The organism is Sphingobacterium sp. UBA5996 (assembly GCF_002429765.1).
Classification (GTDB): Bacteria; Bacteroidota; Bacteroidia; order Sphingobacteriales; family Sphingobacteriaceae; genus Sphingobacterium.
This window is the reverse complement of record NZ_DJAS01000003.1, coordinates 383,071-400,533: the sequence shown is the minus strand read 5'-3', so window position 1 is coordinate 400,533 and position 17,463 is coordinate 383,071. Positions and strand designations below refer to the sequence as shown.

The 17,463-nt window shown below is 37.0% G+C and carries 16 protein-coding genes; 8 read left to right on the top strand and 8 right to left on the bottom strand.

Annotated features, from left to right (window positions below):
- The first annotated feature begins 3 nt into the window (after positions 1 to 3).
- Genes B3E00_RS02735 through B3E00_RS02725 form a run of 3 tightly spaced genes read left to right on the top strand, consistent with a single transcriptional unit; the run spans position 4 to position 3,372 of the window.
- Positions 4 to 1,029 (top strand): glycosyltransferase family 9 protein, encoded by a 1,026-nt coding sequence (locus B3E00_RS02735; RefSeq protein ID WP_293936763.1) that lies wholly within the window; start codon positions 4 to 6, stop codon positions 1,027 to 1,029.
- Positions 1,026 to 2,240, top strand: coding sequence for a glycosyltransferase family 4 protein (locus B3E00_RS02730; RefSeq protein ID WP_293936761.1), 1,215 nt, complete (start codon positions 1,026 to 1,028; stop codon positions 2,238 to 2,240). Before B3E00_RS02735 ends, B3E00_RS02730 begins: the two co-directional genes overlap by 4 nt.
- Before the next feature lie 13 nt (positions 2,241 to 2,253).
- Positions 2,254 to 3,372 (top strand): glycosyltransferase family 4 protein, encoded by a 1,119-nt coding sequence (locus tag B3E00_RS02725; protein ID WP_293936758.1) that lies wholly within the window; start codon positions 2,254 to 2,256, stop codon positions 3,370 to 3,372.
- Here B3E00_RS02725 and B3E00_RS02720 read toward each other — a convergent pair.
- The 8 genes from B3E00_RS02720 to B3E00_RS02685 form a co-directional block, all read right to left on the bottom strand.
- The gene (locus B3E00_RS02720; protein WP_293936756.1) at positions 3,364 to 4,320 is read right to left on the bottom strand and encodes a glycosyl transferase family 90; all 957 of its coding nucleotides are present in this window, start codon (positions 4,318 to 4,320) and stop codon (positions 3,364 to 3,366) included. The two genes, B3E00_RS02725 and B3E00_RS02720, sit on opposite strands and share 9 nt — an antisense overlap.
- 62 nt (positions 4,321 to 4,382) lie before the next feature.
- Positions 4,383 to 5,051, bottom strand: coding sequence for a glycosyltransferase family 32 protein (locus B3E00_RS02715; RefSeq protein WP_070561253.1), 669 nt, complete (start codon positions 5,049 to 5,051; stop codon positions 4,383 to 4,385).
- A gap of 12 nt (positions 5,052 to 5,063) precedes the next feature.
- A complete protein-coding gene (locus B3E00_RS02710; RefSeq protein WP_293936752.1) occupies positions 5,064 to 5,873 on the bottom strand; it encodes a glycosyltransferase family 2 protein in 810 nt (269 codons plus the stop codon).
- 24 nt (positions 5,874 to 5,897) lie between these two features.
- A complete protein-coding gene (locus B3E00_RS02705) occupies positions 5,898 to 6,707 on the bottom strand; it encodes a glycosyltransferase family 2 protein (protein ID WP_293936750.1) in 810 nt (269 codons plus the stop codon).
- Between the two features lie 4 nt (positions 6,708 to 6,711).
- On the bottom strand, positions 6,712 to 7,878 hold the full coding sequence (locus B3E00_RS02700; RefSeq protein ID WP_293936747.1) for a glycosyltransferase: 1,167 nt from the start codon (positions 7,876 to 7,878) through the stop codon (positions 6,712 to 6,714).
- Positions 7,879 to 8,048: 170 nt separating this feature from the next.
- A complete protein-coding gene (locus B3E00_RS02695) occupies positions 8,049 to 9,317 on the bottom strand; it encodes a glycosyltransferase (protein WP_293936744.1) in 1,269 nt (422 codons plus the stop codon).
- Positions 9,314 to 10,372, bottom strand: a complete 1,059-nt coding sequence (locus B3E00_RS02690; protein ID WP_293936741.1) for a glycosyltransferase family 2 protein — start codon at positions 10,370 to 10,372, stop codon at positions 9,314 to 9,316. Before B3E00_RS02690 ends, B3E00_RS02695 begins: the two co-directional genes overlap by 4 nt.
- Positions 10,373 to 10,421: 49 nt before the next feature.
- Entirely contained in the window at positions 10,422 to 11,651 is a 1,230-nt protein-coding gene (locus B3E00_RS02685) for a hypothetical protein (protein WP_293936739.1), read from the bottom strand.
- A gap of 428 nt (positions 11,652 to 12,079) precedes the next feature.
- Between B3E00_RS02685 and B3E00_RS02680 the strand changes: the two genes are divergently transcribed.
- The 5 genes from B3E00_RS02680 (at position 12,080) to B3E00_RS02660 (ending at position 17,422) form a co-directional block, all read left to right on the top strand.
- Positions 12,080 to 12,571 (top strand): SixA phosphatase family protein, encoded by a 492-nt coding sequence (locus tag B3E00_RS02680; protein ID WP_293936736.1) that lies wholly within the window; start codon positions 12,080 to 12,082, stop codon positions 12,569 to 12,571.
- Between the two features lie 197 nt (positions 12,572 to 12,768).
- Entirely contained in the window at positions 12,769 to 14,769 is a 2,001-nt protein-coding gene (locus tag B3E00_RS02675; protein ID WP_293889631.1) for a thioredoxin domain-containing protein, read from the top strand.
- A gap of 36 nt (positions 14,770 to 14,805) precedes the next feature.
- Positions 14,806 to 15,303 carry an FKBP-type peptidyl-prolyl cis-trans isomerase gene (locus B3E00_RS02670; protein ID WP_209580491.1) on the top strand — a complete coding sequence of 166 codons (498 nt, stop codon included), beginning with the start codon at positions 14,806 to 14,808 and terminating at the stop codon, positions 15,301 to 15,303.
- Between the two features lie 98 nt (positions 15,304 to 15,401).
- Positions 15,402 to 16,091, top strand: coding sequence for an SMUG2 DNA glycosylase family protein (locus tag B3E00_RS02665; RefSeq protein ID WP_293889598.1), 690 nt, complete (start codon positions 15,402 to 15,404; stop codon positions 16,089 to 16,091).
- Between the two features lie 590 nt (positions 16,092 to 16,681).
- A complete protein-coding gene (locus tag B3E00_RS02660; RefSeq protein WP_293889597.1) occupies positions 16,682 to 17,422 on the top strand; it encodes a hypothetical protein in 741 nt (246 codons plus the stop codon).
- Positions 17,423 to 17,463 lie beyond the last annotated feature (41 nt).

The following is a 17,463-nucleotide window of genomic DNA, read 5'->3' as shown; positions in this document are numbered from 1 at the left end:
AACATGTCCTTACCGCAACGGATCATAGTCACGCGATTTTCAGCTATGGGCGATGTTGCCATGGTTGCCTCAGTATTGAAAGAGTTTTGTATACGCTATCCTGATGTAGAAATCATTATGGTCAGCAGACCATTCTTTTCGCCATTCTTTGATGGAATAAAAAACCTCAGGTTCCATGTGATTGAACCCAAAACCATTCATAAAGGTTTTTGGGGCTTGTTCAGGCTAAATAAAGAGCTGGCCCAGTATTGCCCAGATGCCGTAGCTGACTTACATTTCAATTTGCGTTCGCGTGTGCTTGATCTTTTTTTTTCCTTATCGGGCGTAAAAGTGAAGCAGCTTGACAAGGGGCGGGAAGAAAAAAAAGCGCTTACCAGGGAAAAAAACAAAATCAAAGTTCCACTGAGGCTAACGGTAGAACGCTATGCAGATGTATTTCGCGCATTAGGTTTTAAATTTGAGCTCAGCCATAAATTGGTTCCTAATTTGCAGGATGTACCCAAAGCTGCTTTTAGTATGTTCGCGAATTTCGATCGAAAAAAAATTGGCATTGCCCCATTTGCACAACATCGTTATAAAATTCTTTCCTTGGTAAAAATGGGGCAGATCATTGATCATTTGACACACCATGGATATGACGTATTGCTTTTTGGAGGTGGTCAAGAAGAGTTTCAAGTCGCCCAAAACTGGACCGAAAGTTTTCCGAATACTTACAATACCATTGGAAAATTTACGTTGAGAGAAGAACTGGATTTAATTTCGAATCTGGATCTGATGGTTAGCATGGACTCTTCAGGACTTCATATGGCCTCGTTAATGGGAGTAAGATGCCTTTCGTTATGGGGAGCAACACACCCTTACGCTGGATTTACGGGCTACGGTCAAGAGTTAGCAGATTGTATCCAAGTCGAACATCCCCATAGACCAAGTTCAGTGTATGGCAACAAGTCCTGCATCTGTGACGGAGTAGAAGCAATTGATTTAATTACACCAGAAATGGTGATTGAACGAATAAGAGCAATAGGATGAAGATAGGGTTAATAACCATTCGATACGGATTGGATATCACCGGTGGAGCCGAATTCCATTGTAGAATGCTAGCTGAACGATTATCAGCAAAACATGACGTGACTGTATTAACCACCAATATCAAGTTTTTAAATAAACCAGAGGAGGATTTCACCCCGGGCCTAGAAATTATACAGGGAATACCTGTGATGAGATTTGTGACCGATAAAAATCCATCTTCCGAAAAGAAAAGTAAAATCGCCCGGAAAATACGCCGATTGATCTATCGCTGGGGATTAGCAAGGCCTGTTTTTTCCTTATTTCCCATTTGGAATTTCAAAATTGATGATGAATCAAAATATTTAGAAGGACATCCATTTTATTCGTCTTCATTACTCAACTATATTAGGGAATTTCAACACGATTTCGACAAATTCATTTTCTTTACTTACGAAAACCCACTAACCATAATGGGATCACTTCGTGTACCAGAGAAGTCTATTCTGATTCCCACTGCACATATGGAGAGTATGTTATTTAGAAGCATCAACACACTTTTATTTTCAAAAGTTAATCATATTGCCTTTAACACAGAAAGTGAAAAAGAAATGTGTTTAGAAATTTTCAGAAATTCGCTTGCAAAAAATACAGTTGTTGGCATAGGAGTCAATCAAATAGATGATTTACCGGCTGCAACAACGATCAGCGCCAAATATCAGATCAAATCACCATACTTACTTTATTGTGGCCGCATTACGCCAGTCAAAATCAACAATTTTATGGCTTATTTTCTGAAATTAAAATCAGAAAAACAGATCGACTTGCAACTTGTACTTACAGGAGAAAATACCATGAATGTTGAGCAAAATCCTGATATCATCTATACTGGTTTTGTAAGCGAGGAAGAAAAAAAAGCGCTAATACAACAAAGCTTTGCCATTATTAATCCGTCACTTGCCGAAAGCTTATCACTATTGACATTAGAAGCGCTCCACTTGGGGAAACCGGTCATTGGTAACAAAAAGTGTGATGTTATGGTCGAACATGAACGCAAAAGTGGAGCTGTTTTTTGTTATGATTCTTTCGACTCCCTAAGTTCAATTATCACATATTTGCAAGATCCAAACACAGATAAGAACATCATTGAGGCAAAAGCAAAAGAATATGTTTCTAAATATTATAATTGGGATTTGGTATTAAGTAAATTTGAAAACATTTTTAAAGAAAACTAAAACCGAGTCAGGCATGATAACAATTGGATTTGATGCTAAACGATATTTTCTCAATCAAACAGGCTTAGGTAATTATAGTAGAGATCTCATCCGTATTCTGGAGCAATACTATCCTCAGCATACTTATCTGAAGTATACGCCAAGATTGGACAATAATGATCTTTCGAAGAAGGCACTTATTGAAGAAAAAATTCGTCTACCCAAAACTACATTTAACCGTGCTTTTCCTGCACTTTGGCGAAGCTTTGGACTCGCATCTGACCTGCTTAATGATGGTGTAGAACTCTTTCATGGCCTTACAGGAGAAATACCAAGAGGCTTAAAAGCCCGTGGAATTAAATCCGTTGTCACGATACATGATTTAATCTTCTTACGCTACCCCGAACTCTATAAACCCATAGATCGTTGGATATACAACAAGAAATTTCAATTAGCTGTTAATCACGCTGATAAAATTATTGCAATTAGTGAACAGACTAAATCGGATATCATCGATTACTACGCAATTCCCGAAGATAAGATTGAGGTCATTTATCAGGGTTGTCATCCGACTTTTAAGGTCCCAAAAAGCGGCGACGAGAAGGAAAAATTAAGGTTAAAATATAATTTACCCAAAGACTTCCTGTTAAGTGTGGGCTCAATTGAAAAACGAAAAAATGTTTTACAAATTGTAAAAGCTATTCAGGATATCGATATTCCATTATTAATAATTGGTAAGAAAACGCCCTATCTTGAGGAGATTAACAGATATATAGTAGCCAACAAATTGGAAAGCAAAGTCATTATAAAACAAGGCTTTACTATTGAAGAACTATCGACCATTTATTCGATGGCATCAATTTTTATATACCCTTCTATCTTTGAAGGCTTTGGTATCCCTATCATCGAAGCCTTATATGCTGGTACTCCTGTCATTACAACCAATTCGGGCGTATTTCCAGAAGCTGGTGGACCATCGTCTTGTTATGTCGACCCTTCAAATGTAGACGAAATAAATCTAGCGATCAAACGTATTCTGAGCGACTCCCAAACCAATGCAAGGATGATTTCACAAGGACGTCACTATGTGCAAAAATTTAATGATGAAAAAATTGCATCAGAACTCATAAACTGTTATCAGTCCTTATTGTAATTTAGGCTGAACGGTATGCGTAAAATATTTATCCAAGACTTTTAATGCGATTATATCCTCTATTTTTTTATTTTTAAACTGAGCAATATATTCGTGTGCATTTTTTACGATCCTCCTAGCCGCATGATCATCTGCCATAAAATACCGTAATTTTTCCTCCAAATCAGAATAATCATCTTTAATACAAATAAAATGAACATCTGGAATTAGGCGTCCTTCCATAAACCAAGTCTCATATTTCGGCATAGGCATGACCGCAATAGAATTAGAGGACATAATCCACTTCAAATTTGTCGCAACATCGTTTCCCTCAAGCGCCAAAATAAATTTATAATCAAGGTGCCCGGCGATGGATAAATAATCCTTATCGGAAGATCGATTAGCCTTTTTGATATTGCACAATGGATGATCATAATACAATTGGTAGAATCGACTTCGATGAATCTGTCCAAAACCGCTCCTTCCGACCAACATATCTATTTTTTTATCAAAAGACACGTCATCCTGAAGAAAATTAAAATGTCTTGCTTTATCCAAATTTAAGACTACTGCATTGCTATTATTACCATGAATAGGTCGGCTCTTGAGTAAAGTCGGATGTGAGGGAATATGAATGATATCACCGGGCAAAATACTGAACCGCAACTTGGGGTTAAAAAACCTTAAATATTCCTTACTGTCGAAATAATAAACGCGTATGCGTTCTGGTACGCGATATTTGCCTATTTCAACGGCGTCCTGATCTAAAGTCTCAAGCCGTTCCAACTTATTGTAATAATTTACCCTATCATCAATATATTTGGCATTTTTGCGATAATAAGTGCTATCTAAACGCTTTGTCAGTTGGGCTTGAAAAAGACTATCAGGAACTAGCTCCCTAAGAATTGCTTTAATATAATAGTAAATCTTATTATTTTTATTTCGCAAAAAGATTCTTTTGAAATTCATCGATGTGCAATGCTTTTTCCTCAAAAATAAGTAAAAATAACTCTCCCTTAAAATAAATAAGCCTAAAAGTCTGTATCAGGTTTTACAACAGGAATACGCAGTTGTAGTTTCTTCCAATGGTTAGATTTGTCTTTATAAATCATGAGTTTACCTAATTTATACTTAAATTTCAGTAATCCTTTATAATCATCTTCAATGCAGCGATACGCTACATTCGGATTTTCTTTCAAAACCTCATTAATCGCTAATGTATAAACTGTTGGTCCTGTCATCGCATGTACATCATGTGGAAATCGATTCTGTTCAATATTATCCACAATCAGCTCCATCGTTCTTTTTAAAAAAGGATGTCCTTTATCAAAGATAAGTGCCCATTGTGCATACAGGCTCCTATTGTTCTCATGCGTTATTACCGCAACGTCATCGCTATTTAGATATTTATCGATAGAGACTAACAAATCACTATCTAAATCTATATAAATACCACCATATATATATAAAACAGCATAGCGAAAAAAATCTGCTTTGGCGGCCCCTATCTGAAGACGATGATAAGCTTTATTAATGCGCTCATCAAAATGTTCAGCAAAGAAGTCACTCACCCGTTGATCATCATAGAACTCATACGAATAATCCTTATTCTTTTTTAAAAATGAGCGAATATAGAGCTTCGTAAGCCAAGGAATCTTATTATCCTTAAATGTTTGAAATATATTTTTTGGAATTCCCATGATAATGAATAACTATAGGAAACTAGAAAGTCCGTCAGCACAGGATGTCAGCTTTTCTAATTTTGTCTTTTCTAATAAATGATCGTTTTGTGGTAGTGCTTTTCTAGACGCCTCCTTATGATATAAATGATACCCAATTGCAGCAAACTTGATTAGTTGCCCTTTGAGTCCATAATTGAATAAACGTTCCACAAATTCACTGTCTTCTCGGCCCCAGCCTTCAAAAAGATTATTAAAACCATTCACTGCACGAACATCGCGCATGTAGAAGGACATATTACATGAGCGTACTTTGCTTCTTTTATGTGCTAGGTTTTTCGCAGTCCATCGTGCTAAAAGAAGATTACGAAAACTACTTATTCTCTTTTCAAACCGACCAGATTCGAATCCCGCCTGAAACATATTCGGATACCTTAGTTGATTCGACTCAGTTAACAATTTAGATGTTAATGCTTGATTTAGTAAGACCCTTCCACCTTGAATAAAATGTCCTACTTTGGCGAGTTTTAGATGGTCTTCAATAAAATTTGGTGCCATAAGAATGTCACCGTCAACGAGTATAACATAGGGTGATTTCACTTGGGCTATCGCTTGATTTCGAATACGTGCGACGCGAAAACCACAATCTTCCTGCCATACATTGGAGATTGGAATTTCAGAAATCTGCTCATAACGATGGACCAGCTGTCTTGTTCTATCATCAGAACCGTCATCTGCAACAATAATTTGACTCGGCAAAACTGTTTGATTTAATGCAGACAATAGCACCAATTCCAATGCATCGGGCCTATTATACGTTGTAATAATTATCGAAGTTTCCAAAAAATAGCTGTAAAATCGTAAGTGCTAATCAGATGATTTCAGATATTTATCAATACCGTTATCACAATAGGTCAAATTTAGCTTTTTTGTTTTTGCAAACAAACAATTGTTGTTACCTAAATTCTCTTTTGCATTTATCGCATGCCAGATATGAAACACAATGCCGCCGAATTTTAAGAAGCGTTTTTTTACGTTGACATTTAAGAGTCTAGCGACAAATTCTTTATCTTCCGGTCCCCAGCCTTTAAAGTCTTCATTGTAACCATTCACACGAATGGCATCTTCTTTCCAATACGCCATATTGGCCCCATGAATCTCCCAACGTTCGTTGCCTTTATTTTTATAATTAAATTCAAAATATTTCCATAATAACTGAAAACGAAAAGCACTGAATAAGTTCGAGACTCCTTTATCGAACCTATTTACCTTTGTATCACGCTTAGTCAATTTTTTCTCAGAAAACTCCCGATCAAGGTAGATACGGCTGGCACGTACCACAGATCCTTTTCGAGCAAATTTTCGATGATCCCTAATAAAATAGGGATGCAAAATTAAATCACCATCAATTTGAACAATATAGTCGGATGAGGCTTTAGCGATGGCCTTATTTCTGATTTTCGCCAATTGGAAGCCCTCGTCTTCATGCCATATATGAATAAAAGGAATATTAAACTTATTTTTATATTCTGCTACAACTCGTTCTGTCTCCTTTCCAGACCCATCATCAGCAATAAGTATTTCATCAGGAAGAACCTTTTGATGCAATACACTTTCCAAGCATAATGCCAACGCCTCCGGCCAATTATAAGTAGATATTATTAAAGAGATTTTCATTTATTCATACATTGTTAAACACAGCATCCAGGACCTCATACTCCTTCTTCACCGTATGATTATTTCTCATATATTCAATGGCTTGATTCGATTTTCTCTTATGAAATTGATCGTCCTGAAGCAATTCTGTTATATTAGAAGCAAAGGCCTGTTCATCCAGTGATATAAGACATCCATTATCTGATTTATTAAACAATCCATCGACACCACGTTGATTTGTTACAACGGGAATGCCAAAAGATAATGCTTCCAAAACCTTTATTTTGATTCCTGTTCCTGAAAGCATTGGACAGATAGCAACTTTAGCTTGTTCATAATAGCCTGCAAGCTCATCCACTAATCCATGTTTTATTACATTTTTCAATGTGGGAATATGCACACAAATCTTGCCAATAACATGCAGTTCAACATTCGTAAGTAGTGGAAATACCTTTTCTAAAAACCACTTCATACTTGACACATTGTGCGGATTGTCACTTGCTACATAAATTAAGTCAATCGTTTTTTCGCACTCCCGAATAACAGGCAATGGCATTGAAACTGGGATTAATCGTACAAATTTATCAGCAAACTGTTCAAAAATATATTTTTCCTCAATTGAAAATGTCCATATCTCGTTAAAAGAAGCCATGGTAGACAACTCAGCTCCAAACATTTTACCTAACTGACGCATTGAAAAATGTTCCTTTTCCTTTGTCTTATTTTGCAGTGTCAGAAAATCATGCGAATCTAAAATTGTATAAGGCCCTATCAAATTCTTTACCAAACTTCCAAATTCAACATAGCTAATAATAATATAATCGTATCTATGAGCGCTTAAAACCTTTTCAAATCTTCTTTGAAAGGACGGCGAAACACGATCAACCAAATTTGAGTGAAATATATTTTTTATCTCCTTTTGCAATTTGTCACCAAAGAAATAACTAATTCTATTTTTTTTGGAAGATTTAAAAGGTAAAATAATCAGGTTAATATTGGGAAATTCGGAATGAAAAATAGATTCATCTCTTGGTCCCCAATTAATTGAGGATACAAAATCAATTTCAAAATTTACACTTATCGTATTAAAATAAGTTAACAACTGCTTACACCTAGTCAAATTGCCTGCTTTCGAACTGTTAGGATTTTCAGGCATAAAATATAATATTCTCTTTTTCTTTATTGTTTGCATTTATTCTTTTGAATAGATAAAAAGCACTGATTACTTTTATAATAAATAATACGAATTATTTAAAGGGAATGCCACATTCCCTTTGAGTTTTTCTAGTTTGAAGGATTAATACCCTATAAATAAATCATTCATAATGCAATTTATCCATAAATACGATGGGGGCATCAAATCTAATCATTTCTCTCCTTCGTCTCAACATTCTTTATGACGATCCGGACTAAATTTAACCACCCTTTAGTCATATTTTCAAAACTGTACGCCTTTATTGCCAAATTGCTTTGAACGCCAAACCTCGAACGTAGTGAAGGGTTCATAATCAATTGTTCGAGATACAGCGCCATCTCCTGCTCATCCAATGCTAAAAAACCATTTTGATTGTGTTTGATCAATTCATTTACCCCGGAACAAGTTGAAAAGCCGATACTAGGCAGGCCTACTGACATGGCTTCTGCCAAGGCCAATCCAAACCCCTCATATTTGCTGGGGAAAATAAAAATGTCAGCATCTCGCATCTTTATCAAAGGATCTTCGCTAAATCCACGAAGAAAAACCCGTTCAGATAATCCAAGATCGCGAATTTGATTATTCAATCGATCAAAGTCTGGACCTATCCCCCAAAACTCCAAATCCCATTTGGGATATTTGTTTGCCAACTCAGCAAAAATTGCAATAGCAAGATGTTGCTGCTTGCATTCGGTATCCAAACGCCCAACATGGATAATCTTATATCTTTCCTTGATACAGTCATGCATCACTAAATCATGGGGATCTACCTGCTGAATTGGATTGGCAATAACGACGCATTGTCCAGAAAAATTCGACGGTAGGAAATCCCGATAGCTATCAAATAAGATCTGAATACCATTCAGATGATCGAAACTAGCCGTTAACAAATCAACCATATATGCTTCTCTCCCGCCTAGGACATTGGTATAGTCGTAATCAGGTCTTCCATTGACAGAATCTATAATGGGGATTGACAGTGTATTTCCATAAGTGATCTCCAGAAGTGAGCCAATGGACATTGTAATAATCAAGTCCGGCTTTAGCCCGTCGATATAATCTTTCCATAAAATCGCCCGCTTTCGTAAGTTATATTGATATAATTTAGCTTCTCCCCCCATCCGTTGCTTCAATAGGCGGTTATACCACTTGGTATATTTTTTGAGAGCCTTGTATTTCAACCATAAAAATGGATTCGGCCCCTTATAGTTATATATAGGAAGCTCGAGCATCTGCTCCAAACTAGCGTCAAAGATATTCGTCACTTTCACCGACTTATGCAGCGGAAAAACTGGGGAGCCTTTTATATTCTCATTGGTTGCAATCTCAACTTCATACCCATTTGTACTTAGTATATTCGCTAGCGTAGAACATATTTTTTCCGTTCCTCCTATTCCATTTAAAAAATATAAATGTTGTATTAGCAAAATCTTCATACGTCGAGATACTTATTTCTGATCTTTTGACGGACTTTTCTTCTTAAACCAGCAACTGGAATAAACCTTACCCAAAATAAGCCCCTCCTTAATTGTTCAGCTCTCTTTTTACAATAACCTGCGTAAAATTCATCAAAATCCCTGTGATCTCGAGCTTCTAAAAAATAGCTAAAAGGCACCGTTAATATTTCTTTATCTATTTTGGTAAGGTGTGGGCTTACATATTCTTGCATAAAATTTTGCAATAACTTAAATAGCTCTTCCTTCTCTAGATCATTAAATGCCATTTTTAAATAACGAAACTCAAAAGGTTCATGTTCTACAAATAGAGCTAGTTTTAAGCCTTTTGAAGCGAAGAGGTCATGTTCCTTATAAAACACCTTCAATAGTTCTAACCATATTGGGATCTGTTTCAATAAGCGATTGGTCTGTCGATTAATTTGCGTATGATTTTGATTCTCGTGCTGTCTATAAAAATACACTGCCGCCGGATTGAATCCGATCTTATCGGTCATCAAAAAAAGACGATGCGAAAACAACCCATCCTCACAGGGTTGGATTCCTTCTGGAAAACGAATATCGGGATATGTGTCCAGTAAGGTCTTTTTGATCAGCAATCCGCAGGTCGGTACGGCAGCCAAACGTGGAGCCCGGGAACAATAGGGTTCCCCTAAAACCACGAGATCCAGTTTTTTTTGAGTTGCAAGTTGTAAAGATTCCAATAAAAATGCCGAATCAATGGTATCATCGGAATCCAAAAAATAGACATAGTCTCCTACTGCGTGACTTAAACCATTATTTCTCGCTACGGAAACGCCAGCATTTTCCTGATCGAAAAAGTAAATTCTCGGATCTAAAGAAGCATACTTTTGACATATTGCAGCAGACGAGTCCGTACTGCCATCATTGACAAGAATAATTTCGAAATCCTGTAATTCCTGCTTAAGTACGCTTTGAATGGTCTCATCCAAATATTTTTCGACATTGTACACCGGTATTACCACCGACACAGCAACGCGAGAAGTCCGCTCCGTAATACCACTTTTTCCCATCATTGACATTTAATATACAAAAATAGTAACAGTAATGATATATTAAATATTGTCATTTTAACGATTGCTCGATTTTATCTTTGTTTAACGTAAATTCCCGATAACGGAATTCCCCAGATTTATTGCCAATCAAAGCCCCCATCTTAATCAACGACTCGTTGCTTCCCATTGGAAAAATGGAACTTCTATAGGCATTATTTTTCAACAGTGGCTTTGGTAATACCTTGAAATTCAAACCATCTTTCGAATAAGCAACATATAATAACTCTGCTGTATATTTTTTCACTTCACCAACAGCTATACATAAAAAGTAATATCCATCAGCATATGTTGCCTGGATATGCCATGGAGAATTTCCATTTCCGACTCTCAACCACGGTTTATTAAGAAAATTGACGATTTTGCTTTCCCGAAAACCTGTAAAATTAATTCCATCTCCGGAAGTTCTACGAATAACATAAGACGGATCCTTACCCTTAAAACTCTTGGGACCGAGATTCAGCTCAATTTCATAACTTAAAAATTCACTTCCGTCATGGATAAAGGAAGGAGATAACAGGTGATCATCTTTGGGAGTAAAGGGTGGATTACTTGTAAAAGCAATATTCAAATTCGACCACTTTATACCATCTGTTGACGTTTGCTGTACGATAGTTCGATGTGCATTTTGCTTTAATCGGTCAAAATTGCTATTACTTAAAACGCATTTACCTTTCAATGACTGCGCAGTGATAAAACTGCCTCTATAATAAAGATAGAACTGATTATTCAAGTATACCCAATCGACATCCGACCAAAATCCCTGGATCGGATCAACCTTGTTTTCACCAAAACTTTCTGTCGGAAATGGGGCATTCATGATTGGATTGGTTAGTCCGGATGGATTTACCCAGTCAAGACCGTCATTTGATACAACAACACTTGGGTTTTCAAATTTCTTTGAATTCTGATTGGTCCCAACTGCTCCAAAATAAGGCGTGAAAACCATCCAATATTTGTAACCATTTAATTTGTTTGGGAAATAAAGAACATCTGGATGACAATAACTAGCGTTTGCGCCAGAGATATCGATAAAATCGACAGCATTTTTTAGCCCTTTAAAATTAGCATCAGCGACGGTATGGATATTGACAATCCCCTCATCATTGTCAAAAACAACCGAATCAATGGGATCAACAGTCCAAATCGGAGTTTCAACATCTTGCGCAAAAAAATCCGCTGTACGGTTGCAGGCCAAAAGGAAAATACTTCCAAATAGAAGTATCCAAAAATTACGATTCATAAATAAAAATTAAACGATAGAAACAAGAGAATGCTACTAGGCCAATAATGTTTTTCAATAAATAAAATAAGCAGACAACATACAAATGTATTTTTTTCGTTGCAAAATTAACATATTTTTATCAAAAAAAAACAACTACTTCCCTTTTGAAACTGATGAAATGAGAACACTCCGAAATCATTTTAAAAACTTATATTCCAAGACATTCACTTCGCCATTAGCAATCTAATTTACATCAAAGGTCTTTATTCTCGACAAGACACTCAACACATCCATGGAGGAAAGTAAACTGTTCACTAACTGCATACTTTTAAAAACTTCCTGTATTATTATTTGTACTCTTATTCACGCCTGCAATTGCACCGACACAATGAACCGCGGCAACGAGCGTTAATATTTATACGAAAAAAGAATCAAAAAATTCAATCATGGACAACAATAAAAAACTTTATATCATCCGACATGCCAAAGCCGAAACCATTCCGGGAATAAATGATTTTGACCGAGCACTTACCTCAGACGGAATACAGCAAGCAAAACAAGTGGCTGCTAAAATTGCAGCTAAATTGACTCTGGGCGAAAACGCTATGGTAATCAGTTCCCCTGCAAATCGTGCGCTCCAAACAACACGTGTTTTTTTAGAGGTAATGGGTTCATCTTCTTTTGACATTAAAATTGAAGAAACGATATATGAATGCACATTCAAACATATGCTATCTATTATCAATACAATTCCCGATCATATCGACCATGTATTGCTCTTTGGACACAATCCCACTTTGACCGATTTGGTCGAATACTTAACCCGAAAATCAGCCTATTTACGGACATCATCCTGCGCAGAAATAAAACTCGATACCGGTTTTACCTTTCAGATGCTCAGTGGCAATTGTGCCGATCTTATACAAATAATTGATTAATCATTCGAAAAAAATTATATGCATGATCTGATAAAAAATGAACTTGAATACAAGTTATCATAAGAAATTACAGTAGAGGCATTCATTTGCTGACATCAGGAGGAACGCTATGTAGATTGATCTAGTCGTTACAGAGCCCAAATATTAAAAAACATATTTAAGCCTCCATCATGGAGGCTTTTCACTATCTTCGTCTTATGGCGAATCAATTGCAATTTGAAAATTCACCGTACCTTAAACAGCATGCACACAATCCGGTAGATTGGATGCCCTGGGGGCCGGAAGCTTTAAAAAAAGCAAAAGACGAAAATAAACTGATAATCGTAAGCATTGGCTACTCCGCTTGCCATTGGTGTCATGTGATGGAGCGCGAAAGTTTTGAAAACTCTGCCATCGCCCAGACCATGAATAAATTCTTTGTCTCGATCAAAATCGATCGTGAAGAACGCCCCGACATTGACCAAGTTTATATGTTAGCTGTCCAATTGATGACGAATGCGGGCGGATGGCCTTTGAACTGTATCTGTTTACCAGATGGTCGCCCAATTTATGGCGGCACCTATTTTAAACCGCACGACTGGCAGAACATCCTGTTACAAATTGCTCAAATGTGGGAAGAGAAACCCGAAGTCGCGTTCGAGTATGCCGAAAAGTTAAACAACGGTATTCAACGGGCTGAAAAACTACCTATCCACTCCATTCCAGATCAGTATAGCAGGGAAGACTTACTTGAAATTGTAACACCATGGACCGAAACTTTCGATAAAAAAGAAGGCGGTTATCAAAAAGCACCAAAATTTCCGCTACCAAACAATTGGCTGTTTTTTCTAAAATATGGGGTGCTCTCAGATGATAAAGAGATCTTGAACCACGTGCATTTTACATTGAAAAAAATCGGATCTGGCGGTATATATGACCAGATTGGCGGTGGCTTTGCACGGTACTCAGTCGATCACTACTGGCATATCCCCCATTTTGAAAAAATGCTCTATGACAACGGGCAATTGCTATCCTTATATGCGGAAGCTTATCAGCAAAACCGCGATCCATTCTATAAACGAATTATCGAAGAAACGATTGCTTGGGCCGAACGGGAGATGCTTGCCTCCAATCATGGTTTCTACAGCGCTCTTGATGCCGACAGTGATGGTGTTGAAGGAAAATACTATGCATTCTCCAAAGCTGAATTTGATAGCGTACTGGGCAAAGACGCTGGCTTATTTAGTCAATACTTTAATATTACAGAATCGGGCAACTGGGAGGAAGAGCAAACGAATATTCCTATTTGCGCCATAAATGCAGATCAGTTAGCTGCAAAGGTCAATATGTCAGCTGACGAATGGGCAGAGTTTCTAAAAGATTCAAAGAAAAAATTATACGACTTCCGCGAAAAAAGAGTACGCCCGGGACTGGACCATAAACAATTGACTTCTTGGAATGCCCTATTCTTAAAAGGACTCGTAGATGCCTACACCAGTCTGGACAACATACATTTTCTGGAACTAGCTTTGAATAATGCACAATTTATATGTAATGAACTTATCCAAAACAATGGGCAATTATTGCATCAGCCAAAAGATAAAAATAGAGCGATTGCAGGCTTCCTCGATGATTATGCATTCACGGTTGAAGCGTTCATAGTATTGTATGAGGCTACATTTGACTTCAATTGGTTAACCAAAGCAAGACAGCTTGCTGACAAAGCTATTGTCTTATTTTACGATGGATCGCAAAAAACTTTTTATTATACATCGTCGGAAGCGGAGCAACTCATCGCGCGAAAAAGCGAAATCATGGATAATGTAATCCCATCTTCTTTATCAACCATGACCCGTCAACTGAAACGTCTAGGTCTGCTTTTTGATGATGAAAATTATATCGCCATATCAGACCAATTGTTGGCGAATGTATTCCCTCAAATCAAGACTTATGGTTCAGCCTATTCAAATTGGGCAATATTATTGCTAGAAGAAAGGTATGGAATCAATGAAATTGCATTGACGGGTAATAAAGCGATGGCTTTTAAACATGAGCTCGATCAATATTATATTCCAAACAAAATTGTTCTTGGCGGTACAGAAGAAAATCTTCCACTTCTAAAACATAGGGTTGGAAAGGAGACAAAAGCTTATCTTTGTAAAAATAGGACCTGCAGTCTGCCTCAGGATTCAATAAAAGCGTTAATAAATTATATTTAATAAACGGTAGCCTCGGCTTCCAAAAATCAAAATCAGATGGCTATAAAAGCAAACGACGTCGTAGCATTGACGTACAGACTTCACACAGTAGAAAACGGTGAAAAAGTTTTCGTTGAAGAAACAACTGCAGAACAACCTTTAGATTTCTTATATGGTGTAGGTATGATGTTGCCTAAATTTGAAGAAAACATCGCAGATTTAAACATTGGTGATAAAATTTCATTTGAATTGGCACCTGATGATGCTTACGGTCAAAAAGACGAAAGAGCATTCGCACAGTTACCAGTAGATATGTTCAAAGAAACAGGATTACCTCCAGTGGGAGAAGTATTACCTTTGCAAGACAACCAAGGAAACCAATTCCGCGCTGTGGTAGCTGAAGTTACTCCAGAAATTGTTGTTGCTGACTTAAACCACCCAATGGCTGGTAAAACATTAAATTTCGATATCGAAATCTTAACTGTACGTCCTGCTACTGAAGAAGAATTGTCTCATGGACACTCACATGGTGTAGACGGTACACAAGGTCACTAATCGTGGCCTTGATAAATGCATAAAATAGGGCGCCAAAATGGCGCCCTATTTTATTTATAACTTTTTAAAAAATTATCCTGTCTTCAAACACACTCGATATGTTGACATTTGCGGAAAAAGTAGTTTTATTTAATAAACAACTTCATTATAAGGGAAACCTACCTTCAGGGTTCAATGTCATTAATCCCTACCTCGATAATCCCGAGACATTGGTGGTGATGGAACAGTTTTACAAAAAATTTTACCAGGATAACTTACAAAGAAAATTCATTATAGGCATTAATCCGAGCAGACATGGCGCAGGAGTAACGGGTGTTCCTTTTACCGACACGAAAAGATTAGCTAGCGCATGTGGAATAAAAATGCATTCAGCACATACCCATGAAATATCCTCTGTTTTCATGTATGATATGATCGAAGCCTATGGAGGACCAAGTATTTTCTACAAACAGTTTTATATCAATTCACCTTTTCCACTGGCAATTGTCCGTGAGACAAATCCCAACAACTGGATCAATGCAAACTACTATGACGATAAGCAGCTTTTTGAAATGGTGAAGCCATTTATGGTTGAATCCCTAAAACAACATATCGCTATGGGGCTCGAAACAGAGGAAGTATTTGTCCTTGGAAAGAAAAACGCAACCTTCCTCGCAAAAATCAACAAAGAAGAGAAATTATTTGGAGAGATGATTATTCTGGATCATCCCCGCTATATCCAACAATATAAATCAAAGGACAAACAACACTATATTGACAATTATATCCGATTATTAAGTGGACTATAAAATATGGATAAACATGTTAATTAACTGATAAACAAAATCTGTTGTGTTAATAAGTAGTATCAGCTTTTAAGAAGATATTTGCTTTTATATAATCTCCATTGTAAATTCATATCAATAGGTAACCTATATACTGTTTTACCGTTATTATTTTTAATCAGAGAGTCCGTGTTCTATACGCTATTTCATTCTCCTTCGACAATTATTCGAGGCCTCTTCGGGCCTTATTCGTACTTGCTAGCACATAAGAGTGTTTTCCAACAGCCTTGTTACCGCCTTATCTCCGAGTCTAACTCGGACTCACCACGGACACATGTCGCGCTCACCACAGATTCATCTCGACTAGGGGGTGGAGTGGTATCGAAGCAGATACGATGCTGCATCGAACCTCCATTGAAGCAGCAGTTTTAAACCCATACCAAATTCGAAAAAGATCCTTACCCGCGTCACTGATAAAAATAGCCAATGCAATTTTCATAATAAGCTTTTACTAGCTATTATGAATTTAATAATTGTTGGCAAAAGCCAATTTCAAATCTCCCAAAAATAAACAATTATTTGGCTTTCAGTATTTTAATTTGCAAATTCAAAATATGGCTATACTAGAGAACGGAAATCTAAAAGGCTTGGTTGGAAACCTTGTCTTTCGAAAATCAAATGAAAAAACTATTGTGCAGACTGCCCCAGGGCGTAAAACAAAACAAACGAAGGGCACAAAATCAGCTGCTACAGATTTTGGTCATGCGAGTACTGCAGGATCCCGCATACGACATGTAATGGGAGAAGTTCACCTCAAATTGCACGATAGCAATATGCACAATCGCCTCATCAATCAGTTGAAAAGAGTCACCCGCCCAAATAGAGCGCCTCTGGGTGAAAAGACGATTCGAGGCGGAAAGATCGATCGGATAGTAAACTTTCAATTCAACGACAAATGCCATATGCATGACTACATGCATTTTGATCCAGAAATAAAATTGTTGGATAAAAAACAAATTGCCATAAAGTTCCCAAAATTTGACATGCAAAACGATATTCATCGTCCAAAACACTGTAATCTCATGAAGATAAATCTGATGATTGTCGTATTTAATTTCGAAAAACAGATCTATGTCCGTAGCCACAAACACCAAATTCCGTTGAGCTTACAGGCAGATCCTAGAACTGTTGAATTGGAAGAATTACGATTTGATGTGAACGATCGAGATGCTGAGACCGTACTTATTGGAATGAATATCGAATACTATGAAAGATTTCGCGAAGATTATGCCCTGCTAAATAGTAAAGATCTGCATCCTGCGGCAATTGTCGGTGCATTTATTATTGAATTTTAAAAGCAAAATATAGACATAGGCACTATAGAGAAAGAAATACC